The sequence below is a fragment of the Streptomyces sp. NPDC015171 genome (genome assembly GCF_043079545.1).
Classification (GTDB): Bacteria; Actinomycetota; Actinomycetes; order Streptomycetales; family Streptomycetaceae; genus Streptomyces.
This window is the reverse complement of sequence record NZ_JBIBUO010000010.1, coordinates 63,122-87,745: the sequence shown is the minus strand read 5'-3', so window position 1 is coordinate 87,745 and position 24,624 is coordinate 63,122. Positions and strand designations below refer to the sequence as shown.

Below are 24,624 nucleotides of genomic sequence, written 5' to 3'. Positions count from 1 at the left end.
GACAGGCCGTTTGTGTTGATCGAGCCGTACGCGCACCGCGGGGGCGGGCATCACCAGCGCACGCTGGCCGCGCTCGCCGTCAGCAGGCCCGGCAGCCTCGTCATCGCCCCTGGCGGCCTGCCCGCCGACCTGGCCCTGCCTGGGACGCGAGTCGTCTCCGACACCGTCGGCGTACTCGCGGCCGTTCTGGCGGCAGGCGCGCGTGCGGCCGAGCGCGCATCGGCCGCCGGGCGCCGAGCCTTCGCCTCCCGACGGTGGCCGCTGACGGTTCGCAGGTTCCCTCACCAGGTCACCCTCCTCGCCCGCTGCCTGGCCGAGGCGGCGTGTCTCCGTACCGGCCGCCGCCTCGCCCCGGACGCCGCGTCGGTGGTGATTCTCAGCGCGAGCGAGGCACTCCACGGTGCCGCTGCCCTGCTCGGCGGCACCATGCACCTTCGGTTCGTCCACGAGATGGTCACCACCGAAGACCTCCCGGTGAGACTGCTGGGCCGCATGACCCGGCACGGCGAGAGGCGGGTGATCGCGCTGTACCCGACCACTGCTGTCCACGAGCAGTTCGCTCTGGCCTTCCCGCACTTACCGGGCCAGGTGCGGACCTTCGCGGTCGACGACGGCCTGCGACTGACCGACGTCGAACGCGCCGGCGCCCGGACCGCCTTCACGATCCCGGAAAGCGCGAAGGCGGTGTGCCTGGTCGGCGGCTGGTGGCCGTACAAGGACATCGCCACCGTCGATGCCGCCCTCGCCCGGCTGACCAACCCGCTACACGTCCTGGTTTGCGGCATACCGCTGAACGACACCGTGCTCGAACGCTGGCGTCAGCTGACCAACGTCCGCCTCCACACGGTGCCCGGACCGGTCGCCGAATCAGTCCTGCGGCTCGTGTACGCCGCCGCCGACGCCACACTCGTCGCCCGCCGCCCCGACGTGGGCAAGGAATCCGGACTGGTCATGGACGCCGTCCGCCTCGGCGTCCCCCTGATCGTCTCCACCCACGACCCCGTTCTCACCACCCGGCTGGCCGACCAGCCGTGGGCACGGCTCTACAAGGCCGGCGACGCCGAAGCCCTTGCCGCAGCCCTGGACGGCCTCACGCACGTGGTGCCCGAGCAGCCCGGACTCCAGGCGCCCCGCCGCCTCGGCATGCATCCGGCGGACGAGCAAGCCGCCTTCCTCACCGACACGTACACCCGACTGCAGGCCCAGGAGCAGGCATGACCTTCGTACCTCCCGCACTGATCGCGGTCATCGGACCCGTCGAACCGGCCCTGCTCGCCGCGTGGACCGCCCACTACCGCGCACTCGGCATCGAGCGCTTCCACGTCGCCTTCCACTTCCCCGACCATGTCTCCAGCACCTGGCGGCACCAGCTGATCGCGGCCAGCCACGAACTCGGCATCGTCCCGGCGCAGGTCAGCACCGGGCCGTGGCACGAGCACACCAACAGCCAGCTCCGCGACAGCCTGCGCGAGCAGGCCGGACGCGGTTGGCACCTGCTCGCCGACTCCGACGAGTTCCAGTCCTACCCCGCCCCGCTGGCCGAAGTGGTAGCCCAGGCCGAAGCTGCCAGGCAGAACGTGGTCGGCGGGCTGCTGCTCGACCGCGTCTCGAACGACGGCCGCCTGACCCTCTGGCAGCCGGAAATCGGACTGGACCGGACCTACGCGCTCGGCGGGCACGTCACCCACCGGCTCCTCAAAGGCGACCCGCGCAAGATCGTCCTCGCCCAGTCCTCGGTGACCGTGGCGTCCGGCAACCACCGCGCACCGGGACACAAGCCCGATCCGGACTCGCTCGCGTGCGTGCACCACTTCAAGTGGCGCTCTGGCGTTCTGGACGACCTGCGGCGACGGGTCGACCAGTTCACCTCTGGCGCCTGGGCCGAGCACACCCCGGCCGTCCGCAGCGAGGCATCCCGCCTGTTGCAGCACGTCGATCGCTACCGCGGCCGGATCGACGTCGCCGATCCCCGCCTGGCCTTCCGCCGCGTCACCCTCGACCGTCTGCCCGACGGCTGGACCGCCGAAGCCGCCAAGATCGCCACGAGCTGGCACCCGCCCACGCATCAGAGCCAGTCCGGCTCCACGATCTCCTCGCCCTCGTTCTGAGGCGCCTCGAAGCGGGCGAAGAAGTCGTCCAGGGCCTCCGGCGTCACGACCAGTGCGTTCGCGTCCTCCCGCTCGTTGCGCTCCGCCAGCCTGCGCAGCAGCTCGTCGCGTTCCACCGGGAAGTAGAGCAGCCGCCACCGTCCGCCGGCCGACTCCACTAGCTCCTTCATCGCCTCGCGATCCTTACGCGGCCACAGCCCGTGGTCCCACACCACGTCCCGGCCCTCGGCGACCAGCTCGGCCAGCCGCCGGTGCAGCTCGGCGACGACCGGAGCCTCCTTCTCGAAGTAGGCGTTCTCGGGATAGTCGACGCCGTACCGGCCGTGCCGCTGGTGGACCACCTCGTCCACCGAAAGCCGCACAGCACCTTCAGGCTCCAGCTTCCGCTGGGCATAGGTGGTCTTCCCCGAGCCGGTGAGCCCCACCAGCAAGAACACCACCGGAGTGCGCTCGGCCACCGCCAACTCCCCTCAACACCACCAGCGTTCTCCGGCCAGTCTGCCACCACCCGCCGACCCCCACCCGGTCCCTTGCCGTCACCACCCGAAGGAGCCGCCCATGCCCTCCTCCGCTCTCGCCCGCGCGCTGCGGGCCTACGTCCGCCACGCCCCCGGAACCGTGGGCAAGGCACGGCTCGTCGACCGCTTCCTCGACAATCACCTGCGAACCCATCCCGTCCACACCGCCGTCCGGCTGCGGTCCGGTGACGTGGTCACCGTCACCACCAGCGACGTCATCCAGCGCTACCAGTACCTGTTCGGCGAGTGGGAGCCGAACCTGAGCGCCTTCCTGCGCGACCGTCTCCAGCCCGGGGACACCTTCATCGACGTCGGAGCCCACCGCGGCGCGTTCAGCCTCCTCGCCTCCCGAGCGGTCGGTCCCCTCGGCCGCGTCGTCGCCATCGAGCCCTCCCCGCAGTTTCACGACGACCTGAGCGCTGCGGCCACCGCCAACCACCGCACCAACATCCGGGCTGTCCGTTCCGCCGCCTCCGACACCCCCGGCACGCTGACCCTCTACCTGGAGGACCCCGCCAACCTCGGCCATACCAGCGCCGTCCGGCCCCGTCATGTCCACACGGCCTTCGAGGTGCCTACCGCACCTCTCGCCGACCTGGTCAGCCAGGCCGAATTTGCCGCTACCCGGATCATCAAGATCGACGTCGAGGGCGCGGAAGCAGCAGCGATTCGAGGGCTTCTGCCCGCGCTCCCACACCTCCGCGACGACGCGGAACTCGTTGTGGAAGTCACCCCCAGGCTCCTGGCCAAGCAGGGCGAGAAAGCGGCCGACGTCATCGACAGCCTGCGCGAGCATGGCTACCACGTCTACACGATCAACAACGACTACGACCCGGCTACCTACCCCCGGACCATGCGCCTACCGCAGCCGCCCGTCCGGTGCACCGAAACCCCGAAGGACTTGACCGACCTGGTCTTCTCCCGCACCGACGCCGATCACCTCACGCTCGGGCGCTGAGCAGAACCCGCACTCTCCGTGGGGCGGGGGCCAGTCTGAGCCTCCTACCTAGACCGTTCGACATCTTCCGGCACGATGACAAGGAGTGGGCACTGATGAACGCCAGCGTCATGAACAGCCGCAACGCGGTCTGTGTGATCGTCCACGACAGCGCCGCCGACATGGTCGCCGCCGTGCTCTACGCCGCCCGCAACTGGTCTCCGCAGCCCGCCTGGACCCTACCCGGCGGCAAGGCCGAACCGGGCGAAGCCCTGGACGAGGCCGCCGCCCGCGAACTCAAGGAGGAGACCGGCCTGCTCGTCGACCCGGCTGGCCTGGTACTCGTTCACGTCATCCACGTAGAACAGGGCTGGGACCAGGCTGGGCAGTTCGTCCTCTTCGTCTTCGCCACCGACACGTGGACCGGTGAACTGACCAACACCGAGCCGGACAAGCACCTGACGGTCCAGTGGGTCACCGCGAACAGCATGCCCGAGCCCGCGTTCCCGACCACCACACAGGCCCTGGCCGCATACCGGGACGGAGGGCCCGCCTTCTCCCGCCACGGGTGGTCGGTCCCCGCGACTTAAAGAGCGGCCTCAAGGCCGGCTGTGCACGCAGGACCAGTTTCTGTGTGCGCCGGCCAACGGAGAACAATGCCCGTGCAGCGCGTGGTCTCCCGATTCGGGAGACCACGCGCTGCGCTTCTGTTCCCCGAGGGAACACCGGACCAGTTCCTTTAGGGAACACGGGGACGTCCAGTCTGGAAACGCTGACCGTGTCCACTGATTGGACATCGGCGCTGTTCCGATTCGGAACACGCCGCGTGTCCCTTTTCGGGACAAGCCCCGTGTCCCGACCCGGGACACGGGGCTTGTCCCGACCCGGGACGCCGTGCGTGTTCAGAGACTGAGCGCAGCGTGGTTCAGGAACTGAACGGCCCTCGGCGGAGAGGCTCACCCTCGGTCGCTGGGCGGGCGGTGCGGTGGTGACTCGTTCTGGGGTTGGGTGTCAGCGCTTGCGGTGCACGGTGTCGGTGGGCCGCTGGATGGCGGGGGGTGTGGTGGTGGGTGGGGTGCGGGTGGTTGTCGCGTGGCGGGTGCGGGTGGTGGCTGCGCGGGTGCGGGCGGCGGTCTGTTGGGCGGTGGTGTGGCGGAGTCGCCAGGTGAGGACTTCGGCGGGGTGGTCGGCGCTGTCGAGTTCTCGTTGTTCGGCTGCGGCTGTGAGTGCGTGGCGAGGTGGGGTGCCGGCGGATTCGGCTTGGGCGAGGGTGGTGGCGAGGGCGGGCCAGGCCGGGTCGGTGAGGATGCGCTGGGCGTGGGCGGGTACGGCTGCCTGGACGACTGCGGCGAGGCGGCGGATCTCGTCCGGTCCGGGGGTGCGGTCGGTGAGGCGGGCGAGTTCGGGGCGGGCGGTGCGCTGGTAGGCGTTCTGCAGGTGGGCGAGGGCCTGCTGGGCGGCGGCGGCCTGCTGTTCGTGGCCGCGCTGCTGGTGCCAGTGGTCCAAAGCGATCAGCACGTAGACGGCGGTGGCCAGTAGGGAGACCACCGCGGAGCCGTCCTCGCCGCCCACGGCGCGTATCAGTTCTTTGCCTGCCTGTCGTAGGGCGTACGCGCTCTGGTGCTCTGCACGGATCGCTGAGCGGTTCGCACGGCCGAACGCGGCTGCTGCGGCATGTAGTTCTGCTCGCGCTGCCTTCGGGGCGGTGGCGGCGGTGTTGTGGAGCAGTTCGGCGAATGCCGCCGCCTGGGCCTGTACCCGCCGGTCGAACGCTTCCTGATCCTGCCCGCCTTCTGGGCCGAGGAGGAAGGCGTGGGTGCTGCGCAGTTCGGATTCGGCGCGTCGCCACGCGTCGCTCTTCGCGCCCCGAGTACGGGCGCGGACGGTGGCCGTGACTGCAGTGTCGGTGGGGGCTGGGGCGAAGCGTTCACGCAGGCGGTTGAGGGACAGGTCGGGGGCGAGGCTGGAGCCGGCGTAGTAGACCGGTTCGTTCCTGGCGTCGGTGTCGCCGGGGGCGGCGAGGCTGTAGCCGGTGGTGTCACCGGTCTCGGGGCCGAGCCGTTTCTGGACCTTGATGCCCAGCGCGGTGAGTACCGCGAAGTACTCGTGTTCGTCACGCGCGGCTGCTGCTGCGGCGTAGGCGTGCTCGCGCAGCCACTGCCGGCTGGTCGTCTTGCGGCCCTGACGCTCGGCCTTGGCCACCTCGGCACCGGTGGGCGTCTTGGGTGCGGTGCCGTCACCGGACCTCAGCCGGCGCAGTCCGAGTTCGACTTCGATCTTGCGGCATTCGGCCTGGGCGCGCTGGCCGTCGCGTTTGTTGCGGGGACGGCGGCCGTCCTCGCGGACGCTGGTGGCCATGATGTGGATGTGGTCCTCGGCGTGGCGTACCGCGATCCACCGGCAGCCGGAGTCGTCGCCGTGCGGGGCGATCCCGGTGGCGTGGACGACGCGGCGCGCGACCTCGGCCCATTCGGCGTCGGTGAGGTAGCGGTCGCCGGGGGCTGTGCGGACGGGGCAGTGCCACACGTGCTGCGGCACGTTCTTCCCGGTGCGCTGTCGGCGCAGTTCGACAGGCTGGTCGAGGTAGCGGGCGAGTTCGGTGAGCGCGTCCTGGTGCTCTTCCAGCCGGACGCGGCCGGGATCGGTGATTCCGGGCATGGCGAAGGCGGCGACGATGTGCGGGTCGGTGTGCTCGTCGCGGCGTCCCGGTCCGAAAAGGTAGGAGAGCAGGCCGCGCGTGCGGTCCCCGGTGGAGACATCAGGCACCACGGCGGCCACCACCGTCCACAACCTGCTCCAGCGCGCGACGCGCCAGCCGCGCGGTCTCGTGCAGTTCGTCGAGGACCTGTTCGGCGCGGTCGGGGAGGTCGCCGGTGTGGATCGCGCGGACGATCTGGTTGAGGTTCGTACCGATCCGGTGGAACTCCCGCAGCAGCCTTCCGGACAGGACCATCAGGTCTTGCGTCGCCTGCGGGGAGGGCAGGGCGGGGATGGCGGCGGGGCGCTGGTCGGGCAGGTAGGCGTGGGCGAACGTGAGTGCCGCGTCCATCAGGTAGGCCGAGCGGGAGCGCTTCGCCTCGCGTGCGGCGCGGTCGATGAAGTCGCGCTCCGCCGGTTCCGCCGAGCACGTCAACTGCACGTTCCGTTTGATCCCGGAGCGGGGCCGGTACAGCACGTCGCTCAGCCGCCGCCGGCGCTCGGAGCCGGGAGCGGCGTCGGTGTCGGCAGGGGCGGGGATGTCGTAGGCGGCGATACCGCGGTGCGCGAACGCGTCAGCGGTGACGGTTGGTGCGAAGTGCGCGACAGCGTCGGCAGCGGTGGGCTGGTCTTGGTCCTGGTGGAGGTCGCGCTCGGCCTCCACCTTCCCCTGCTCCGAGCCCCGCTGGGCACGGGCCTGGTCCGCCCCCGCCGGGGCGGGTCCGAGCGCGAAGTCCGCATCGCCCCCGGCGATGTGGACTTCGCCCCAGCTCGCTCCGCTGTTGACGGTGGTGCTCTCCGTCGTGTCGCGACGGTGCGAGGGCGCAGTCTGCGGGAGCTGTGCGGGGTGCGTGCGGCGGCCTTTGCGGGAGAACGGGTTGCGGTTCATGGGCGGTGGGTGCTCCAGTGCTGGATCGGGCGCGCTATCGGCCGGGAGGTGACTGTGTTGCTGAGCGACGGTTCGGCCTAGTCGGACGTCTCGTGTGGTTGTGGGGAAGGAGTGCCGCCCGGAACCGGTCCGGGCAGCGCCTCGCCGCGACGGGGTCAGCCGATGGGGTGCGGGCGGGCTTCGGTTCCCTGGCGCACCAGTGCCATGGCTTCGGCGAGCCGGTCGGTGCTGGCGCCGAGTCCGGCGTCGGTGACGGCCTTGCGGGCGCTGTCGCGGGTCAGTCCGGAATTCCCCGGGTGAGCGGTGCTGATGATGCTGGCCAGCTCGGCGATGGAGGCGATCGCGGGGCGTCCCCCAGGGCTCGTCTCCGGAGACTGTCCGGAACTCTCGTGAGGGTTCGGGCCTGCGGGTTCACGCTCCTGTTCGGGCCCGTCGACGGTGCTGTCCGGAACGCTGTCGCGGCCTTGCCCGGAGCCGGAGCCGGGTTCGTCCGTTGAGGGCGAGGGCTCGGTTTCGGCGGCCCGGGTGGCGGTAGTCGGCTGCTGGGGCGGTGCCGTAGCGGGCCGGACTGCGACGGCGGTGTACGGAACTTCGGCGGCCAGCGTGCCCAGGGCTTGCGTACCGTCCTGAACCTCGGAAGGAGTTGCGGTCACCGGCGTCCGGGCGGCGGTGATGCCGCCGTAACGGGTGATCAGAATGTGCAGGTGGGTCGCTCCGGCCAGGGCGAGCGGTGCGATGGCAGACAGCACGGTGACGGTGCCGTCGCCCAGGTGGAGTGTGACCGCGCCGGGCCGGTTCAGGTCGAGGGCGTGCAGGCCGTTGGCCCAGATGCTGGCGGCGGTCGCCGTGATGAACAGCGTCCACGCGTACAGCCGTGCGGGCATCGGCGCTTCGCGCAGGACGAGCAGGGCGCGGACGCCGTAGGCGATGAACCCGTCGATCACCACGGGGAAGAGGTAGGTCAGTTGGTGGCGGACGTGGACGGCGGTGGCCATCTGCCGCAGCGCGTCGTAGGAGAGCGCGCATCCGGCGATGCCGAGCAGGACGATGGCGAGCCGGTCCCACCAGGTGGCTCGGTGGCGGCTGGTGGGCGTGGCGGGTATGGCGGTGTCGGGCATGGGTGTGGCCCCCTCGGGGTGCGGTTCTGGGTGGGGGTGAGCGGTGATCCGTCTTGGCCGTCTTGCCGTTGACGGTGCAGGTCAGGGGCGGGACGGCAGGCGTGTGGCACGGTGTCTCAGCGCCGTCCGGGACGCGTCCTGCCGTACGGCGTCGGCTCGGCGGCCGTGGTCGCACTTGTTGGCTCGACAGGAGTGCCGGTGCCGTCGGCTCGGGGCCCGGGACGGATGCCTATCCGTCTTGGGACGCTGTGCCGTCTTGCCCGGATCAGCTTTGACCTGCGCTTATACGGCTGGGACGGCAGGGACGGCACGAGACGGATATGGACCGGGGCTGTCCTTCGGCGGCGTCCGTGCCCGTAGCGGGGTGACCGGCGTGGGTGCCGCCGTCGAGCGGTCGGCGGCGGCACCCACTCGGGTCAGTCGGTCCGCGCGTCTCTGGCGTCGTCAGGGCCGGTCTCGGGTTGGACGGACGGGCAGTAGCGCTTCCAGGCGTCGGCGAACTTCGCGCGGGTGTAGCCCTTGAGCTGGGTGCCGTCGGGCATGCGGACGTTGCCGGAGCGGATGCCGTACTCGCGCAGCAGCCCGGACAGGGCGCGCGGGTTGAGCCCGCCGCGCCCGGCCTCAGCCCAGGGGGCTTCGGGGTCGGAGTTGAGGCGGTAGAGCAGGGCGTCGGTGGAGACGCTCTCGGGGTCGCCGGCGGAGGCGAAGGCCCGGCGGATGTCGGCGAGGATGCGGGCATTGGAGGGGTTGTCCTCCTCGGCCTGGACCTCGGCGGTGACCATCTGCGCGCATGCGGTGCGGGCGCGCTCGGGCCAGGTGCCGCCTGCGAGGTCGGCGACGATCACCAGAGGCTCCCAGGTGTCGGCCGCCCGGTCCTCGACTGGCATCCCCGGCTCCAGGTGGAGTGCCTGCTCGCTCACCGAGGCGGCCCAGCGCGCGAGACGGGCCCGCAGGTCGTGCAGGCTGGGGCTGTCGCGGCGGGTCCGGTACGGGCTCACCTGCTCGCCCTCCGCGCGGCGGCGCATCCGGATCACGACGGACCGGTCCATGATCGTGTCGGGCAGGTCGCCGATGCCGGCGAGCGCCGCCATGGCGAAGGTCGCGAAGGAGTGGGGTGTGTGCTCCTTGCCGACCACTCGCAGAACCGGTCGGCCGCGCTGGTGCCCGGCGTTGAGCAGACCGCGCATCTCCTCGTTCTTCTCGGCGACCTTGGGGCTGCCGAAGATGGTGTCGGCTTCGTCCACGAGGAGGGTCGGCGGCTCGTCCGAGATCGAGCGGAAGATGGCCGCTGCCGTGGAGTTCACGGTGATGACGGGCCTGTGAACCGTCTCGGTGAGCAGGTCGAGAAGGCGGGACTTCCCGCACCGCTTCGCCGGGCCGACCACAGCCAGACGTGGTGCGTGCTGCCACACCTGCTGGAGGTGGGTGGCCGCGATCCACAGCACGGTTGCGTCCAGTGCCTGCTCGCTCGGGAGGACCACGAAGCGGGCCAGGGCGGTGCGCAACTCGTCCAGCAGCGCGGCGGCGTCCGGCTGCCCACGGTCCGGTGACGGGGTGCCGGTCGGAAGGGATGCCGCAGGGGCGGCGGGGGCGGTACTCTCGTTCACGGAGATCCTCACTCGGCGGCTCCGGGGGGCAACCCGGTCCGCCGTGGTCGACTGTCCTGGGATGGGCGGTGGCGAGGTTTCCTACAGCCCCCGGTGTTCGTAGCGCCGGGGGTTTTCGCGTTCCTCGGGGCACCTAGGCGATTCAACCTCCTGGCGGTTCGCTAGTAGATGCCGTTATGGCATAAGTGTGCATGAGCGTCCGCCTGCAGTCAACCTTCTAGCGCATTAGATACTTAGCCCCTATGGGCATGTTTGCTGCTCAAGACCATAGTGATGTGTGCCACATGGCGGGTTATTCCCTTGCGGGTTGGGGTATCCATGCTGGTATCGTTTAGGGGGGAGGTGCGGTGACCTCCCCCGGCCGAGAAGGGAGGAAGGAGGTGAAAGAAGTGGACGATGCCAAGCCGCAACGCTGGGCTCCACCCGAGGGGGAAGCCCTGGTGGCGCACAACCTGAAGGTCCTACGCATGACGGCCCGCCTGTCCCAGGAGGACATGGCGGAGCGCATGCGCCGCCTGGGCTTCAAGATGCACCAGACCCAGATCGCCAAGATCGAGAACGGTGCCCGGAGCATCAGCCTCAACGAGGCCCTCGGCTTCGCCAAGGCTCTCGGTGTCCCTGCTGATCACTTCCTGCTCGAAGCCGTCGCCGGCCTCGACGATCCTCACTGGGAGCTGCAGGAAGCGGCCTTCGACATTCAGAAGGCCGAACAGGAGCACCGGGTCGCCCAAGACCTCGCCGACGCCGCGAAGACCAGACTTGAGGCGGCCGAAGCCCGGTACGACGAGATCGCCGACCGCCTCGGCGTCGAGCCAGACCCGGGGAGCCTCTCGTTCTACCCTGCTCCGAACTCGCCCGGCGATCCGCTCCGCAGCGGTTCCGCCGACGACGAGTAACCGCTCGGCGGATATCTCCTCCGGCGCCTGAACGGGTCTTCGAAGCCCCATCCACCGCCGTCCCTCGGTGCTACGAACACCGGGGGCCACCAGCGTGGACACCGATCCAAGCCCACCGCCCATCCCGGACAGTCCAGCGGTCACGTTGCCCCGTGACCGCCGAAAGGCGATCCTGCATGCCCACCACCCTGCCCCCGCTCACCCGCATCGCCGACGCGCTCGGCGTCCCCGAGCAGCGGCTCCGCACTCTCGTGCTGGAACACACGGCACCCACCCCTGACGCGACTCTCGCCGCGCTCACCGTCGAGGAGGCCGCCCGCCGCCTCGGTGTCGGCCGCACCACCATGTACGCGCTCATCGCCTCTGGCGAGGTCCAGTCCGTCCGCATAGGCCGCCTGCGCCGAGTGCCTGCCGATGCCCTGGCCGCCTACCTCGCCAGCCGCTCCCAGGCTCCCGCCCCGACCGTCGCCCTCGCGGCCTGAAGGGGGCGGACATGGCCAACTCCCGCCAGCCCAACGGTGCCTCCTCGATCTTCCTCGGCAAGGACGGTAAGTGGCACGGCTACGTGACCGTCGGCGTCAAGGACGACGGCAAGCCCGACCGGCGCCACGTCAAGCGCAAGACCCGAGCCGACGCCACCAAGGCGGTCCGCGAACTGGAACGCAAGCGCGACTCCGGCACCGTCGGCAAGGCCGGGCAGACCTGGACCGTCACGACCTGGCTGACCCACTGGGTCGAGAACATCGCAGCACCACACGTGGGCGAGAACACCATCGACGGCTACCGCGTGGCCGTCTACCACCACCTCATCCCTGGCCTCGGCGCGCACCGCCTCCCCAAGCTGGAGCCCGAGCACCTGGAGCGCTTCTACGCCAAGATGCAGAAGGCTGGCAGCGCCGCCGGTACCGCGCACCAGGTCCACCGCACCGCGCGCACGGCCCTCAACGAGGCGGTGCGCCGAGGTCACCTCACCGTCAACCCCGCCTCCGTCGCCAAGGCGCCACGCCTGGAGGAGGAAGAGGTCGAGCCCTACACGGTCGAGGAGGTGCAGAAGCTCCTCGACCTGGCAAACAAGAGCCGACACCCCGCACGTTGGGTCATATCCCTGGCGCTCGGACTGCGTCAGGGCGAGGTCCTCGGGCTCAAGTGGACGGACGTCGACTTCGAGCTGCGGGTCATGACGGTCCAGCGCAATCGACTGCGACCTCGGTACGAGCACGGCTGCGGCAACCGCTGCGGGCGCAAGCCTGGGTTCTGCCCCCAGAAGGTCAACACTCGACGCGAGACCAAGGACACCAAGTCCCGCGCCGGACGTCGACCCATCGGCATCCCCGAACCACTGGTGCGGTTGCTGCTCCAGCACCGGCGAGAGCAGGAGCGGGACCGCCGACTGGCCGGCGACCTCTGGACGGAGAAGGGGTACGTCTTCGCCTCCCCGACCGGCGAGCCCCTCAACCCGAACACCGACCACCACGAGTGGAAGGACCTCCTGAAGGCGGCGGGCCTGCGCACAGGCCGTCTCCACGACGCCCGTCACACGGCGGCGACCGTGCTGCTGATCCTCGGCGTCCCGGACACGGTCGTTGACGCGATCATGGGCTGGGAACCCGGCAAGTCCGCCCGGATGCGCCGCCGCTACCAGCACCTCACCAACCGGGTGCTCACGGACACGGCCGACAAGATCGGCGGCCTGCTCTGGCCGCTGCCCGAGGTGCCACCCGTCGTCTGAGCGCCGCGCACTTCACCAGCGAGGCTGTCGGCCCGAATGCTTCTGCATTCGGGCCGACTTGGGCTCGGCTCCCTACGAGTCCCGCCCCTAGGAGGGAGGCTATTAGGGGCTTCCTTCGTCTGTAGTGGTCTCGTCGTCGATCAGCCCGTAGGGGGGTCGGTCCTCGTTGCGGCTGTACCGGACCACGACGTTCTCTTCCACGAGCACAGGCGGACTGTTGTCGACGATGATCACCTGGGCACCGGCCCCCTGCTCAGCCAGCCAGCTGCTCAGATGGCGGTAGAAGTCGTCGATGGCGATCGCGTCTGCGATTACCGAGTCCCGGGTGGCGCCGTGGCCCAGGTTCTTCTGCGGGCTGTCGATCATGAGGAAGCCGGGGTGGGCGGCCGATGTTTCGACGGCCACCTCGAAGACGGCCAGCTGCCAGGCCAGGGTCAGGAGTGTTCGGGCGCCGGATGATGCCTCGCGGTAGGAGTCGCCGCGTACGTGAGGAACCAGGTTCGTGTCGATCATCGGCTGGCTGAGTTTCGGGTAGCGCCACTGCCGCAGGAGGTCGCTGTACCGGCCGCTGATTCGGCCGACGACCAGGTCCCGGTCCTGTGCGGCATCTCCCAGCCGGTCGCGCTCCTCGCGCAGGCGTTCGATCTGTGCCTCCTGTCGCTCCACGAGCGCGGCGCGCTTCTCCAGGCCGGCCTGAAGCTTCGTCGCGTTCTCGGCCTGCTGGAGATGACGGAGGACTTCCTCGCGCCGGCGCTGGAGGTTGTCGCGAGCGGCGAGGAATGGGGTGACGGTGGGCGAAGTGGCTTCGTCGACCGCGGCCGCGGCACGTTCTTCGTCGATGGCGGCGTCTTCTGCCTGGAGCTTCAACGTGGCGAGCGAGCTGTCCAGGCCCTCGATGTAGGCAGTGATCTCCTTCAAACGGGCCTTGGTGGCCCTGACCTCGGCCGCGACGTCCAGCCGCCCTTCACCTGACGAGTGCTCGGCTGTGGCGGTGCCGAGCGTCAGGTGACCGTCGCCGTGGGGCAGCTCGTGGCTACACAGACTGCACGAGCCGTTCTCCACTGACGGGGGAGCGGGCAGCCGATTCAAGCACGCCGGGCAGGTCGTGACGCTGAGGGGGTCGAACAGGCGCTGCGCTTCGGCCAGCATATTGAGCTTGACGAGGTCGTCCGCGTACTGCGCCCGCAGCGGCATCATCCGGGTGAGTTGCGTCTCGCAGTCACGTACCAGGCCGGCGGCTAGCCGGGCGCGCTGGGCAGCTTGCTGGTGCTCGCGGCGCAGACGCCCGGCGAAAGTGGTGCCAGCTTGCGCTGCCTCGTCGAGGACCCGTAGCTGCTCGGTCAGCTCCCGCAGCTCGCCTTCGTATTGCTCAGCGATCAGCGCGCCGACCGTGGGAACGTCCTGCTCGTCGACGAACGCCCGTGCTGCGGCGAGTTCGGAGCGTGCCTGGGTGAGTCGGGCGCCCAGTTCCTTGATGCGTTGCCCAAGCTCGACGGCGCGGTCGTCGTGAACGCCGAAGACGACGTCGACCACCTGCTTCAGCTTGTGCTTCTTCATGTACTCGTTCTCGAATAGGAAGTTCTTGGAGGCGACGCGCTCGTTGGGCAGGAACGCGAGGTTCATGAGGTCGCGGATGCTCAGGGGGTCGGTCCGGGACTCACGGCTGGAGGGGGCCTCCCGCAGCTGGACGCCTTCGAGCTTGCAGTGCCCCAGCAGCAGAGCGGAGAGGCTCTCGGGCGCTCCCGCCGGCTCGATGGTCCTGCTCTCAGGCTTGGAGAGCGGCGGGCTGTCCAGCGTTCCCCGGCGTACATAGGCGACCTTCGACGGCTCCCCGACGGGCCGCTCGATGACGTGCGGTTCGCCGGACAGCTCGACTTCCAGAAGGCAGGAACGGACCTTCCTCAGCACCTCAGGATGCCGTGGATGGCGCTTCCCACCGAGGCCGTAGGCGATGAACTCCAACACCGCGGTCTTGCCCGAGCTGAATGCCCCGGCCACCACGGACAGATCCCGCACCCGCTGGTCCTGCGTGAAATCGACGTCATAGTTCCGACTGACGCCAGCAAGGCGCAGGCGCCGGATCCGGATGCCAGGCAGAGGCTGCATGGTGGTCATCCCTCCCAGGGCATGTCAGGTGCCTGCGGTCCCGGACCCAGCACGCTGAGGAGCGCGGCACCGGGACTGCCCTCTCCATCCGGCCGCAGCCACCGTGCGGTCTGTTCCCGCAGCGCCTTGTCGCTGAGCTTGCGGAGGCTACGCACGACGATGGACGCCGCAGTGGTGAACGACGCGGCGTAGGTGGCGGTGAAGCGAGCCCCGAGTTCCCGACCGCGGTTGCTGATCGAATAGGCGAAGGCGCCGTTGCGGTTGTGAACCTCGCAACACCCGTAAGCCACGAGCAGCCCGAGATCGTGCTGGATGCGCTCGCGTCGACTGGTGAAGCGCTGCGAGGAGGACGCGTACGAGAGCACCTGCGGATCGAACCCGGCCAGCCTGAGCATATTGCCCTCCCGGCCGTCGGAATTGACGACTAGGAAGGGATTCGCAGACAGGAAGTCGTAATAGCCGATGCGCTCCAGGCTCGCCCCCTTCGCGTCCTGTCCGGCGACAGCGTCGAGAAGAAGCAGCAGCTGCGCCAGCCGGAAGGTCACCTCGTCCTCCGGCATCATCACCGGCCGGTGTGCTTCCACAGCGAACTCCTCGTAGGTCTGACAGGACAGGTGACGGCGGTCAGCCGTCGGGGTGCTCGGCGGCGATCTGCCGCCAGTGTTTGACCCAGCCCGCCTTGCGGTTGTCCACGAGCCGGTGGACCAGCCCCCAGCTGTGCACCAGCTCCAGGCGGAGCGACTTCGGCAGTTTGTCGTGCTCGTTGCGTACATCCCGCCAGACACGGGTGTGGAGAACTCGAAGCGCGTCCTCAGCCGCGCATTCATTGAACTGCATCTCCCATAGCCCGTGGAGCGTCGCATCGGCGGAACTGAGCGCCGCCACCTCCGCCGGAACATCCTTGTGCGCGATCTCGCGAGCCACCAGATCGGCATTGAAGAACTGCCTCTTGGCCGAGTCCAGCTCCACGTGGCCGGCCTCGGTCATCTGCCGAATGAACAAGGCGGAGCCAAGGGCAGCTGCCTTGTCGTCCTCGACCTCGAGTACCAGCCGAAGCTGCTCCACGGGGGCGGGGGCGGGGGCGGAGGCGGCCTGAGCGTACGTCTCGTAGAAGCCGCGACGCACGTCGTCGCCTTCGGGGCTAAGAAGCTTCTTCCGGAGGGCGGTCTCGTCCCAGAGCTGGATGACGAGGCCGAGTTCCTTCTCCCTCGCCTTCGTCCACGTGTCCCACCATGCCGTCATGGGGCCGTCCATGCTGGAAGGGATGCACAGAATCCAGCTGGCGATGGTGTGGCCGTTCTTGACGGCTGCCTTCAGCACGTTGTCGAGCGAGTCTGTGACCTGCTGTACGTGCTTCTTGGTGGTGACCGGCATGAAGTACTTGGACTGCCACACTGTGATCGCTCCGCCGAGGTTTCCGGCGAAGGCGTCGATACCCCAGTCGCCCGGGTTCGCAGCGACGGACCGTACGTTTGGGGTCGTTGCGGCGGCAAGCTGAGCGATCATCGTTTCGAAGTCGTCGCGGGCTCCGCCGAGGCTTCCCCCGCGGACTGCGTGCACGTCGAAGCTGATTGGCTGGACACCCGTCGGCACGGCTATCGAGTCAGGCACAGCCCACCCCCCTGCGCCGGTGGCTGCACACAGGATGTTCCCCGTGCGTCACACGCCGTATCGGTGGAGCCTATCCAACGGCCACTCGTCTGATCAAGAAGCGGAACGCCCCGGCATCTCAAGTACGGTCCCCTGCGCAGCACGGCAATCGCGCGAAACCTGCGGGCCAAGGTTCAGGCGTGCAGGTCGTCTTGGCGAGAGGGCTGCAGCCCTCTCCCGCAGGGGGCCGTCGCGGCCTGATCGCGGCAACTGCAACCCAAACTGCAACCCTCAACGTCGAAGGGCCCCGCTGCAAGCAGTGGGGCCCTTCGACATCGTGCCCGGTGAGGCACTGGCGGAGGATACGAGATTCGAACTCGTGAGGGGTTGCCCCCAACACGCTTTCCAAGCGTGCGCCCTAGGCCTCTAGGCGAATCCTCCGCTCGGAACATTACATGACCGAGGGGAGTGCTCGCGAACTCGTTCCCGCAGGCCCGCACCGGGAGCCGGTCCGGGCTCTGGCCGGGTACTGGCCGGGGGCCGCCATCGGGTACTGTGGGCGCAGCCCCTCACGCGGCGCTATCTGACTGAACTCCCCCAGGGCCGGAAGGCAGCAAGGGTAGGTCGGCTCTGGCGGGTGCGTGGGGGGCGCTTGCGTTTCGCGGGGTCCGTAGGCGGGGCCCATTGTCAGCGGGCGCCATTAACCTCGTATGCGTGTCGTCTCTCGCGTTGTACCGCCGCTATCGCCCGGAGACCTTTGCCGAGGTCATCGGGCAGGAGCATGTCACCGACCCGCTGCAGCAGGCGCTGCGGAACAACCGGGTCAATCACGCGTACCTGTTCAGCGGGCCGCGCGGCTGCGGCAAGACGACCAGCGCACGCATCCTGGCCCGCTGTCTGAACTGTGAGCAAGGTCCCACGCCGACCCCCTGCGGGGAGTGCCAGTCGTGCCGCGACCTCGCCAGGAACGGCCCGGGATCGATCGACGTCATCGAGATCGACGCGGCTTCTCACGGTGGTGTGGACGACGCCCGTGAGCTGCGCGAGAAGGCTTTCTTCGGCCCCGCGGGCAGCCGGTACAAGATCTACATCATCGACGAGGCCCACATGGTCACGTCGGCCGGCTTCAACGCGCTGCTGAAGGTCGTCGAGGAGCCGCCCGAGCACCTCAAGTTCATCTTCGCGACGACCGAGCCCGAGAAGGTCATCGGCACCATCAGGTCGCGCACCCACCACTACCCCTTCCGGCTCGTGCCCCCGGGCACCCTGCGCGACTACCTCGGCGAGGTGTGCCAGAAGGAGGACATCCCGGTCGCGGAGGGCGTACTGCCGCTCGTCGTGCGCGCCGGCGCCGGGTCCGTGCGTGACTCCATGTCCGTCATGGACCAGCTGCTCGCCGGCGCGGGAGAGGAGGGTGTGACGTATGCCATGGCGACCTCCCTCCTCGGCTACACCGACGGCTCCCTGCTCGACTCCGTCGTGGAAGCCTTCGTCACCGGTGACGGGGCCGCCGCCTTCGAGGTCGTCGACCGGATCATCGAGGGCGGCAACGATCCGCGCCGCTTCGTCGCCGACCTGCTGGAGCGGCTGCGCGACCTGGTGATCCTCGCCGCCGTGCCGGACGCCGTGGACAAGGGCCTCCTCGACGCCCCGGCCGACGTCCTGGAGCGTATGCAGGCCCAGGCCGAGATGTTCGGCGCCGCCGAGCTGAGCCGCGCCGCCGACCTGGTCAACGAGGGCCTGACCGAGATGCGCGGCGCCACCTCGCCCCGCCTCCAGCTGGAACTGATCTGCGCCCGCGTCCTGCTCCCCGCTGCCTACGGCGACGAGCGGTCCGTGATGGCCCGCCTCGACCGACTGGAGCGCGGCGTCAGCTTCTCGGGCGGCGCCGGCGCACCCGCCATGGGGTACGTCCCCGGCCCGGAGGCCCACGGCGGCGCCCTCGGTGCGGGTGCGGGTGCGGGTGCCGCAGCGGGCGGGATGCCCGTGCCGCCCGGCGGGGGCCCGGCCGCGGCCCGCGCCGCGGTCCGGGGCACGGGTGCCCCGGCGGGTCCGGGCGGCGCGGCCGGTCCGGGCGGCGCGGCGGGGCCCGGCGCCCCGGTCGAGCCGGCTCCGGTCGCCCCGGCGGCTGCGCCTGCGCCTGCTCCTACGTCTGCGCCTGCGCCTGCTCCTGTGACGCCGGCCCCTGCTCCCGAGGCCCAGCCCCCGTCCGCCCCTGCCCCCGCCCCCGGCGCCTGGCCCACCGCCGCTCCCGCCGGTGGCGGCCGGCGTCCCGGTGGCTGGCCCACGGCCGCCGCCCCGGCGAGCGGCCAGCAGGGCCAGGGCCACGGCCAGGGCCCCGGGCAGGCGGCTCCCGCCCAGCCGCAGCAGCCGGCCCGGCCCGCCCCCGAGTCGGCGCCCGCGTCGGCGCCCGCGCCCGCCCAGGCCGCCCCCGTCGGCGGTCCCGATCCCCGCGCCCTCTGGCCGAACATCCTGGAGGCCGTCAAGAACCGCCGCCGCTTCACCTGGATCCTGCTCAGCCAGAACGCCCAGGTGACCGGCTTCGACGGCACCACCCTCCAGCTCGGCTTCGTCAACGCGGGCGCCCGGGACAACTTCGCCGGCAGCGGCAGCGAGGACGTGCTGCGGCAGGCGCTGGCCGAGCAGTTCAACCTGCAGTGGAAGATCGAGGCGATCGTCGACCCGTCCGGCGGCTCCGCCCCGCCGGCCCCGGGCGGCACACCCGGCGGAGGCGGCTACGGAGGCTCCCCCGCGGGCGGTGGCTACGGCGCCTCTCCCGCCGGGGGCTACGGCGCCCCCGCGGCCTCCCGCCCCGCGCCCCCCGCCCCGCAGGCACCCGCCGCGCCCCAGGGCGGCGCCCCGGCCGGCGAGCCCGCCCAGGCCCCCCGGCGGGCCGCGGCCCCGGAGCCGCCGCCCGTCGCGCCCGAGGACGACATTCCCGAGGACGACGACCCGGATCTGGACGAGTCCGCCCTGTCCGGCCACGAGCTGATCGTGCGGGAGCTCGGCGCGACGGTGATGGAGGAGTTCTCGAACGAGTAGCCGACGACGGCCGGAGACAGCCGCCCGGGTGCGCAGCCGCCCGAGTACCCCAAGTACACAGCCCGCCCCGGGTGCCTAGCCCGCCCGCGTGCACAGCCCGTCCGGGGGCCGGATCCGGAGCCCGGACGCGGTGCCTGGGGAGCTGCGCGGACCGGCCTTCGGGGAGCGTTGGTAGGAACGTACAGCTTCCCCGGGCCCCGGACTTCGGCGACCTTGCCATTAGGCTGACCCCCGTGAAGGTCCTCGTCATCGGTACCGGCGCCCGCGAACACGCCCTGTGCCGCTCCCTGTCCCTCGACCCCGACGTCACCGCGCTGCACTGCGCCCCCGGCAACGCCGGCATCGCCGAGGTGGCCGAGCTGCACCAGGTCGACGCGCTCGACGGCGCCGCGGTGGCCGGGCTGGCCACCGCTCTCGGTGCCGAGCTGGTCGTCGTCGGCCCGGAGGCCCCGCTGGTCGCCGGTGTGGCCGACGCCGTCCGCGCGGCCGGCATCCCGGTCTTCGGCCCCTCCGGGGAGGCCGCGCGACTCGAAGGGTCCAAGGCCTTCGCCAAGGACGTCATGGCGGCGGCCGGAGTGCCGACCGCCCGCTCCTACGTCTGCACCACGCCCGAGGAGGTCACCGAGGCCCTCGACGCCTTCGGCGCCCCCTACGTCGTCAAGGACGACGGGCTCGCCGCAGGCAAGGGCGTCGTCGTCACCTCCGACATCGAGGCCGCCCGGGAGCACGCCGCCGGGTGCGAGCGCGTGGTGATCGAGGAGTTCCTCGACGGCCCCGAGGTGTCCCTGTTCGCCGTCACCGACGGCGAGGCCGTCGTCCCGCTCAAGCCCGCGCAGGACTTCAAGCGCGCCCTGGACGGCGACGAGGGCCCGAACACCGGCGGCATGGGCGCGTACTCGCCGCTGCCGTGGGCCGACCCGAAGCTGGTCGACGAGGTCCTGCAGACCGTGCTCCAGCCGACGGTCGACGAGATGCGGCACCGGGGCACGCCCTTCTCCGGGCTGCTCTACGCCGGTCTCGCGATCACCTCGCGCGGGGTCCGGGTCATCGAGTTCAACGCCCGCTTCGGCGACCCGGAGACCCAGGTCGTGCTGGCCCGGCTGCGGACCCCGCTGGCCGGTGTCCTCATGGCCGCCGCCACCGGCAACCTCGCCGACCTGCCCCCGCTGCGCTGGAGCGAGGACGCGGCCGTCACCGTCGTCGTCGCCTCCCACAACTACCCGGGCGCCCCGCGCACCGGCGACCCGATCACCGGCCTCGACGAGGTGGCCGCCGAGGACGCCCCGCACGCGTACGTGCTGCACGCCGGCACGAAGCGGGACGGCGACGCGGTCGTCAGCGCGGGCGGACGCGTGCTGTCCGTCACCGCCACCGGCGCGGACCTGGCCGAGGCGCGCGAGCGGGCGTACCGGGCGGTGGGCCGGATCCGGCTCGACGGCTCGCAGCACCGCACCGACATCGCGGCGAAGGCGGCACAGGAGCAGGCCGAGGCGTAGGCCGGCCGCGGGGGCACACCCCCGGACGCGCCGGTCGCGCGCACGCCTCGTACCCGATCAGGCCCCGGACGGAATCCGGGGCCTGATCTTTGCTTTCTGTCACGCAGCTCTGACCAAAGCCATTCCATCGAGTGAGCAATCAGCCATCCGGCTGACGTGGGCCTGGGCCCCAACTAGGGTGCCGCGCAAGCGTTCCGGCACTTGGCCCACCGACATTGCGATGTCACTGGCGGGTGCCACAGTGGGGGAGTGAGCAAGACCAGGGCGGCACACGATCGGCAGGGAGGGGGCGAGGTCGGCACGTGACCGGAATCGGTGTGGAGGCGGGCGCGCAGGCAGCGCGCTCCCGGGCCCTCGCCGTGCTGCGGGTCCGGGGCCGGGCGCTGGCCGTGGCCCTGCTGCCCGCGGGCGCCGCGGTGATCCTGCTGACCGGCGCCTCCACCGGCCATCTGGTCGGCCCGGGCTGGGACGCCGCCCGCTGGATCGTGGGCGTGCTCGCGGTGCTGGTGCTGCTCGCGGCCGCCGGCATCGGCGCGGTCGTGGCCCGGTCCCGCCCCGCCATGAGCCCCACGGTGCCGGTCCCGGAGAAGTCCGCCCCGGACCTGTACCGGATGGTGCGTGACCTCGCCGACCGCCTGGACGTGCCGGCCCCCTCGGCGATAGCGCTCACCCCGGACTGCGACAGCTGGCTGGAGGACCGTACGCACTCCGCCCACGGCCCGCCCCCGCCCCCGGCGCCCGACGAGATAGCGGGCCCCGGCCGGCGCCGGACCCCGGTCGCGCCGGTCCTGGTGATCGGCTCCCCGTTCCTGTGGTGGATGCGGGTCGGCGAGCTGCGGGCGGTCCTCGCCCCGGTCATCGCGGGTACGGGCCCCTCGGCGCACCCGGACATAGCCGCCGCCCGCCGTTTCGTGCGCGGTCTGGACGCCGCCGTGGCCGTCGCCTCGGCACCGGGCCGCTGCCCGCTGACCCGGGGGGTGTGCGCGGCCCTCGGCTGGGTGGCCCGGCTGCTGCTGCGCGGCTGCCGGGAGCACGCGGCGCTGATGGAGCGCGGGGTCGCGGCGGCGGCGGCCGAGCGCGCCCAGGCCGTCGACTACGGCCTGCGGATCGTCGCCCAGGAGCAGGTCGGGCTGGCCTACGCGGGCTGGGACCGGCTGCTGACCAGGGTGGCGCTGCCCGCCTGGCGCATGGGCCGCTGGCCGTCCCGGCTGGACGCGGGCGTGGTGGCGGCGCTGACCGAGCTGTCCCGCCGCGACCGTCTCGCCGAGGGCTTCGCCTCCCGGCTCGGCGAGCGGCCGGCCTGCGATCTGCTGGAGGAGCCCGGCACGGTGGACGAGGCCGCCTCGCTGCTGGCCGCCCACCTCTTCCACGGCGGCCCCGCCGAGCCCGGCCCCGACTGGGCTCCGGTGGACTGGCAGGCGTATCCGGAGGAGGTCGTGGACCGCACCTGGCGTGCCGACGCGGCCCGTCTGCACCGCGTCCTGGACGCCCTCGGTGTCCGCCCCTCGCTCGATCCCGGGCTGCCGGACCCCGGCGGCCCCACCCTGGCCCGCGTCCTCGACCATCTGACGGAGCCGGCCGCGAGCGGCCCCGGCACCCCCGGACGCGCCGGCGGCCCCCGGGACGCGGCGGGCCCCCTCGCCGCCCCCGGGCCGCGGCCCCGTCCCGGATTCGACGGCGGGGACGACGAAGAGGACCCCGATCCGGCCACCGAGCGCAGTGCCGCCCTGGCCGCCGGGCTGAGCGCCGAGCTGGCCCGCGAGGAGGCCGCGGTGCCGGAGGGCGGCGCGGGCCGTCCGGGCGCCGAGCCGGCCCTGTGGGACAACTGCGACAGCGTGCTGCCGCCCTTCCCGCTGCAGCCCCAGCGCACCGCCCGTGAGCTGCTCGCCGACCACCTCAAGGCGATGGTGTGCTGCGCGGCCGTCGACACCGCGGGCGCGGTCCCCGCCCTGGACTGGCTGGACGGCCCGGCCCTGCTGCTGGGCGGCGAGCGGGCCGCCGATCTGACGCCCAGGGTCCTCAGCCTGATCGAGGAGGGAGACCCGGGCCCGCTGCGCGACTGGCTGGCCGCGACCGGCATACGTCCCGAGAAGCCCGTACGGCTCGTCTGACCCGCCGGCCGCCCCGCTTCACCGCTGTAACGGAAAGCGGACTTCCACTTCAGGTCAATTCGCAACGACTAGTGACCGAGCCCGTGCGTTATGTGATGTGCTGGGACCGACCACGCCTTTGGCAAAGGCACGCGACATAAGACAGCACGGCCGAGCAACGCGAGCACAACGAGAACAGCGAGCACCACCGAGACAGCCACGGGGGCATGAGGGAGGGGAGCGACCATGGCCTCGGACCACATTCGCCGCTGGGAGTCCGGAGCACTCGCGCACGCCGTCACGGACCCCTTCGGCCAGGGCCCGGTGCCCTGGCTGCGCGGCAGTGAGACGTACTTCGACGACACCGGTCATGTCGTCCCCTGGTACGTCGAACCCAGCCCGCAGCAGCTCGCCGGCCGGGCCGGAGGGCGCGTCCCGGCGCCGCGCTCGGCAGGCTCCGGCCCCCGCGCCGCCGACGACGTACACCGCCAGATCAAGGGCTTCACGTCCACCGGCGCGGTCAGCCCCGGCGAGGCGATCGACTTCCACATCACGGTCGACCCGCCGCAGGAGTTCAGCGTCGACATCTACCGCATCGGCCACTACGGCGGTGACGGCGCCGCCAAGATCACCACGAGCCCGCGGCTCTCCGGCATCGTCCAGCTCCCGCCGCTGACCGCCGACCGCACGGTCTCCTGCCACCACTGGTGGCTCTCCTGGCGCCTCCAGGTGCCCTCCTACTGGAGCATCGGCGCCTATGTGGCCGTCCTCACCACCGCCGACGGCTACCGCTCCCACGTGCCGTTCACGGTCCGCGACGACCACCCCGCCGACCTGCTCCTGCTGCTGCCCGACATCACCTGGCAGGCGTACAACCTCTACCCGGAGGACGGCCACACCGGCGCCAGCCTCTACCACGCCTGGGACGAGAAGGGCCGGCTGCTCGGCGAGGCCGACGCGGCCACCACGGTCTCCTTCGACCGGCCGTACGCGGGCGCGGGCCTGCCCCTGCACGTCGGCCACGCCTACGACTTCATCCGCTGGGCCGAGCGCTACGGCTACGACCTCGCCTACGCCGACTCCCGCGATCTGCACGCCGGCCGGATCGACCCCACCCGCTACCGGGGCCTGGTCTTCCCCGGACACGACGAGTACTGGTCGGTGCCGATGCGCCGGGCCGTCGAGGACGCCCGCGACCGCGGCACCTCGCTGGTCCTCCTGTCCGCCAACACCATGTACTGGCAGGTGGAGCTGGGCCCGTCACCGTCCGGTGTCCCGGACCGGCTGCTGACCTGCCGCAAGCGCAAGGGACCCGGCCGGCCGGTGCTGTGGCGGGAGATCGACCGGCCCGAGCAGCAACTGGCCGGCATCCAGTACGCGGGCCGGGTGCCCGAACCGCACCCGCTGATCGTCCGCAACAGCGGCCACTGGCTGTGGGAGGCGACCGGCGCGCACGAGGGCGACGAGATCGCGGGCCTGGTCGCCGGCGAGGCGGACCGGTACTTCCCGCGCACCCCGCTGCCCGAGCACGACGAGCGCATCCTGCTCGCCCACTCCCCGTACACCGACAACGAGGGCGTCCTGCGCCACCAGGAGACCTCCCTCTACCGGGCCCCCTCCGGCGCCTGGGTCTTCGCCTCCGGCACCTTCGCCTGGTCCCCCTCCCTGGACCGCCCCGGCCATGTGGACCCCCGGATCCAGCGGGCCACGGCGAACCTGCTGGACCGCATCTGCAAACGGGACTGACCCCCTGCCCGCACCCCGACCGCCCGCGTACGGGAGAATCGAGGCACTGTACAGA

19 protein-coding genes, 1 tRNA gene and 1 other RNA gene are annotated in these 24,624 nt (G+C 71.3%); 12 read left to right on the top strand and 9 right to left on the bottom strand.

What is annotated here, in order from left to right:
• Positions 1-12 precede the first annotated feature (12 nt).
• Positions 13-1,218, top strand: coding sequence for a hypothetical protein (locus ACF073_RS25985; protein ID WP_392073782.1), 1,206 nt, complete (start codon positions 13-15; stop codon positions 1,216-1,218).
• Entirely contained in the window at positions 1,215-2,108 is an 894-nt protein-coding gene (locus ACF073_RS25980) for a hypothetical protein (RefSeq protein ID WP_392073781.1), read from the top strand. The genes ACF073_RS25985 and ACF073_RS25980 overlap by 4 nt, the downstream gene beginning before the upstream one ends.
• On the opposite strand, the gene ACF073_RS25975 is transcribed toward ACF073_RS25980, so the two are convergent.
• Entirely contained in the window at positions 2,066-2,566 is a 501-nt protein-coding gene (locus ACF073_RS25975; RefSeq protein WP_392073780.1) for an AAA family ATPase, read from the bottom strand. The two genes, ACF073_RS25980 and ACF073_RS25975, sit on opposite strands and share 43 nt — an antisense overlap.
• A gap of 100 nt (positions 2,567-2,666) precedes the next feature.
• Here ACF073_RS25975 and ACF073_RS25970 point away from each other — a divergent pair, with 100 nt between their 5' ends.
• Together ACF073_RS25970 and ACF073_RS25965 are read left to right on the top strand one after the other, a co-directional pair.
• The gene (locus ACF073_RS25970; RefSeq protein ID WP_392073779.1) at positions 2,667-3,584 is read left to right on the top strand and encodes an FkbM family methyltransferase; all 918 of its coding nucleotides are present in this window, start codon (positions 2,667-2,669) and stop codon (positions 3,582-3,584) included.
• A gap of 95 nt (positions 3,585-3,679) precedes the next feature.
• Positions 3,680-4,153: an NUDIX domain-containing protein gene (locus ACF073_RS25965; protein ID WP_234376277.1), complete on the top strand. Its 474-nt coding sequence runs from the start codon at positions 3,680-3,682 to the stop codon at positions 4,151-4,153.
• Positions 4,154-4,574: 421 nt separating this feature from the next.
• On the opposite strand, the gene ACF073_RS25960 is transcribed toward ACF073_RS25965, so the two are convergent.
• The 4 genes from ACF073_RS25960 to ACF073_RS25945 form a co-directional block, all read right to left on the bottom strand.
• Positions 4,575-6,332, bottom strand: coding sequence for a relaxase/mobilization nuclease domain-containing protein (locus tag ACF073_RS25960; RefSeq protein WP_392074014.1), 1,758 nt, complete (start codon positions 6,330-6,332; stop codon positions 4,575-4,577).
• Positions 6,322-7,149: a plasmid mobilization relaxosome protein MobC gene (gene mobC, locus ACF073_RS25955; RefSeq protein WP_153813865.1), complete on the bottom strand. Its 828-nt coding sequence runs from the start codon at positions 7,147-7,149 to the stop codon at positions 6,322-6,324. Before mobC ends, ACF073_RS25960 begins: the two co-directional genes overlap by 11 nt.
• Before the next feature lie 155 nt (positions 7,150-7,304).
• Entirely contained in the window at positions 7,305-8,267 is a 963-nt protein-coding gene (locus ACF073_RS25950) for a DUF2637 domain-containing protein (RefSeq protein WP_392073778.1), read from the bottom strand.
• A 416-nt stretch (positions 8,268-8,683) separates the two neighbouring features.
• Positions 8,684-9,880: a DUF3631 domain-containing protein gene (locus ACF073_RS25945; RefSeq protein ID WP_392074013.1), complete on the bottom strand. Its 1,197-nt coding sequence runs from the start codon at positions 9,878-9,880 to the stop codon at positions 8,684-8,686.
• 383 nt (positions 9,881-10,263) lie between these two features.
• Here ACF073_RS25945 and ACF073_RS25940 point away from each other — a divergent pair, with 383 nt between their 5' ends.
• The 3 genes from ACF073_RS25940 to ACF073_RS25930 all read left to right on the top strand — a co-directional run bounded on the left by ACF073_RS25940 (position 10,264) and on the right by ACF073_RS25930 (position 12,499).
• Positions 10,264-10,770: a helix-turn-helix domain-containing protein gene (locus ACF073_RS25940; RefSeq protein WP_392073777.1), complete on the top strand. Its 507-nt coding sequence runs from the start codon at positions 10,264-10,266 to the stop codon at positions 10,768-10,770.
• 176 nt (positions 10,771-10,946) lie between these two features.
• On the top strand, positions 10,947-11,252 hold the full coding sequence (locus tag ACF073_RS25935; protein WP_164323972.1) for a helix-turn-helix domain-containing protein: 306 nt from the start codon (positions 10,947-10,949) through the stop codon (positions 11,250-11,252).
• A gap of 11 nt (positions 11,253-11,263) precedes the next feature.
• Positions 11,264-12,499, top strand: a complete 1,236-nt coding sequence (locus ACF073_RS25930) for a tyrosine-type recombinase/integrase (protein WP_392073776.1) — start codon at positions 11,264-11,266, stop codon at positions 12,497-12,499.
• Positions 12,500-12,601: 102 nt separating this feature from the next.
• On the opposite strand, the gene ACF073_RS25925 is transcribed toward ACF073_RS25930, so the two are convergent.
• The 4 genes from ACF073_RS25925 to ACF073_RS25910 all read right to left on the bottom strand — a co-directional run bounded on the left by ACF073_RS25925 (position 12,602) and on the right by ACF073_RS25910 (position 16,636).
• On the bottom strand, positions 12,602-14,614 hold the full coding sequence (locus tag ACF073_RS25925) for a DNA recombination protein RecN (protein ID WP_392073775.1): 2,013 nt from the start codon (positions 14,612-14,614) through the stop codon (positions 12,602-12,604).
• Positions 14,611-15,189 (bottom strand): ABC-three component system middle component 2, encoded by a 579-nt coding sequence (locus ACF073_RS25920; RefSeq protein WP_392073774.1) that lies wholly within the window; start codon positions 15,187-15,189, stop codon positions 14,611-14,613. Before ACF073_RS25920 ends, ACF073_RS25925 begins: the two co-directional genes overlap by 4 nt.
• A 40-nt stretch (positions 15,190-15,229) precedes the next feature.
• Positions 15,230-16,216 (bottom strand): serine/threonine protein kinase, encoded by a 987-nt coding sequence (locus ACF073_RS25915; protein ID WP_392073773.1) that lies wholly within the window; start codon positions 16,214-16,216, stop codon positions 15,230-15,232.
• Between the two features lie 332 nt (positions 16,217-16,548).
• Positions 16,549-16,636, bottom strand: a tRNA-Ser gene (locus ACF073_RS25910).
• 119 nt (positions 16,637-16,755) lie between these two features.
• Here ACF073_RS25910 and ffs point away from each other — a divergent pair.
• From ffs to ACF073_RS25885, 5 genes are all read left to right on the top strand, one after another.
• Positions 16,756-16,854, top strand: an RNA gene (gene ffs, locus ACF073_RS25905) — signal recognition particle sRNA small type.
• A 55-nt stretch (positions 16,855-16,909) separates the two neighbouring features.
• Positions 16,910-19,237 (top strand): DNA polymerase III subunit gamma and tau, encoded by a 2,328-nt coding sequence (locus ACF073_RS25900; protein WP_392073772.1) that lies wholly within the window; start codon positions 16,910-16,912, stop codon positions 19,235-19,237.
• A 233-nt stretch (positions 19,238-19,470) separates the two neighbouring features.
• Positions 19,471-20,733 carry a phosphoribosylamine--glycine ligase gene (purD, locus tag ACF073_RS25895; RefSeq protein WP_392073771.1) on the top strand — a complete coding sequence of 421 codons (1,263 nt, stop codon included), beginning with the start codon at positions 19,471-19,473 and terminating at the stop codon, positions 20,731-20,733.
• Between the two features lie 302 nt (positions 20,734-21,035).
• Positions 21,036-22,844 (top strand): hypothetical protein, encoded by a 1,809-nt coding sequence (locus ACF073_RS25890; protein WP_392073770.1) that lies wholly within the window; start codon positions 21,036-21,038, stop codon positions 22,842-22,844.
• Between the two features lie 225 nt (positions 22,845-23,069).
• Complete coding sequence (locus ACF073_RS25885; protein ID WP_392073769.1) at positions 23,070-24,569, top strand: N,N-dimethylformamidase beta subunit family domain-containing protein; 1,500 nt, start codon at positions 23,070-23,072, stop codon at positions 24,567-24,569.
• The last annotated feature ends 55 nt before the right edge of the window (positions 24,570-24,624 follow it).

Coding starts and splice junctions, on each gene's coding strand:
- ACF073_RS25965 (WP_234376277.1), top strand. CDS start 3,680: ATGAACGCCAGCGTCATGAACAGCCGCAACGCGGTCTGTGTGATCGTC.
- ACF073_RS25950 (WP_392073778.1), bottom strand. CDS start 8,267: ATGCCCGACACCGCCATACCCGCCACGCCCACCAGCCGCCACCGAGCC.
- mobC (WP_153813865.1), bottom strand. CDS start 7,149: ATGAACCGCAACCCGTTCTCCCGCAAAGGCCGCCGCACGCACCCCGCA.
- ACF073_RS25970 (WP_392073779.1), top strand. CDS start 2,667: ATGCCCTCCTCCGCTCTCGCCCGCGCGCTGCGGGCCTACGTCCGCCAC.
- ACF073_RS25885 (WP_392073769.1), top strand. CDS start 23,070: ATGGCCTCGGACCACATTCGCCGCTGGGAGTCCGGAGCACTCGCGCAC.
- ACF073_RS25925 (WP_392073775.1), bottom strand. CDS start 14,614: ATGACCACCATGCAGCCTCTGCCTGGCATCCGGATCCGGCGCCTGCGC.
- ACF073_RS25930 (WP_392073776.1), top strand. CDS start 11,264: ATGGCCAACTCCCGCCAGCCCAACGGTGCCTCCTCGATCTTCCTCGGC.
- ACF073_RS25935 (WP_164323972.1), top strand. CDS start 10,947: ATGCCCACCACCCTGCCCCCGCTCACCCGCATCGCCGACGCGCTCGGC.
- ACF073_RS25980 (WP_392073781.1), top strand. CDS start 1,215: ATGACCTTCGTACCTCCCGCACTGATCGCGGTCATCGGACCCGTCGAA.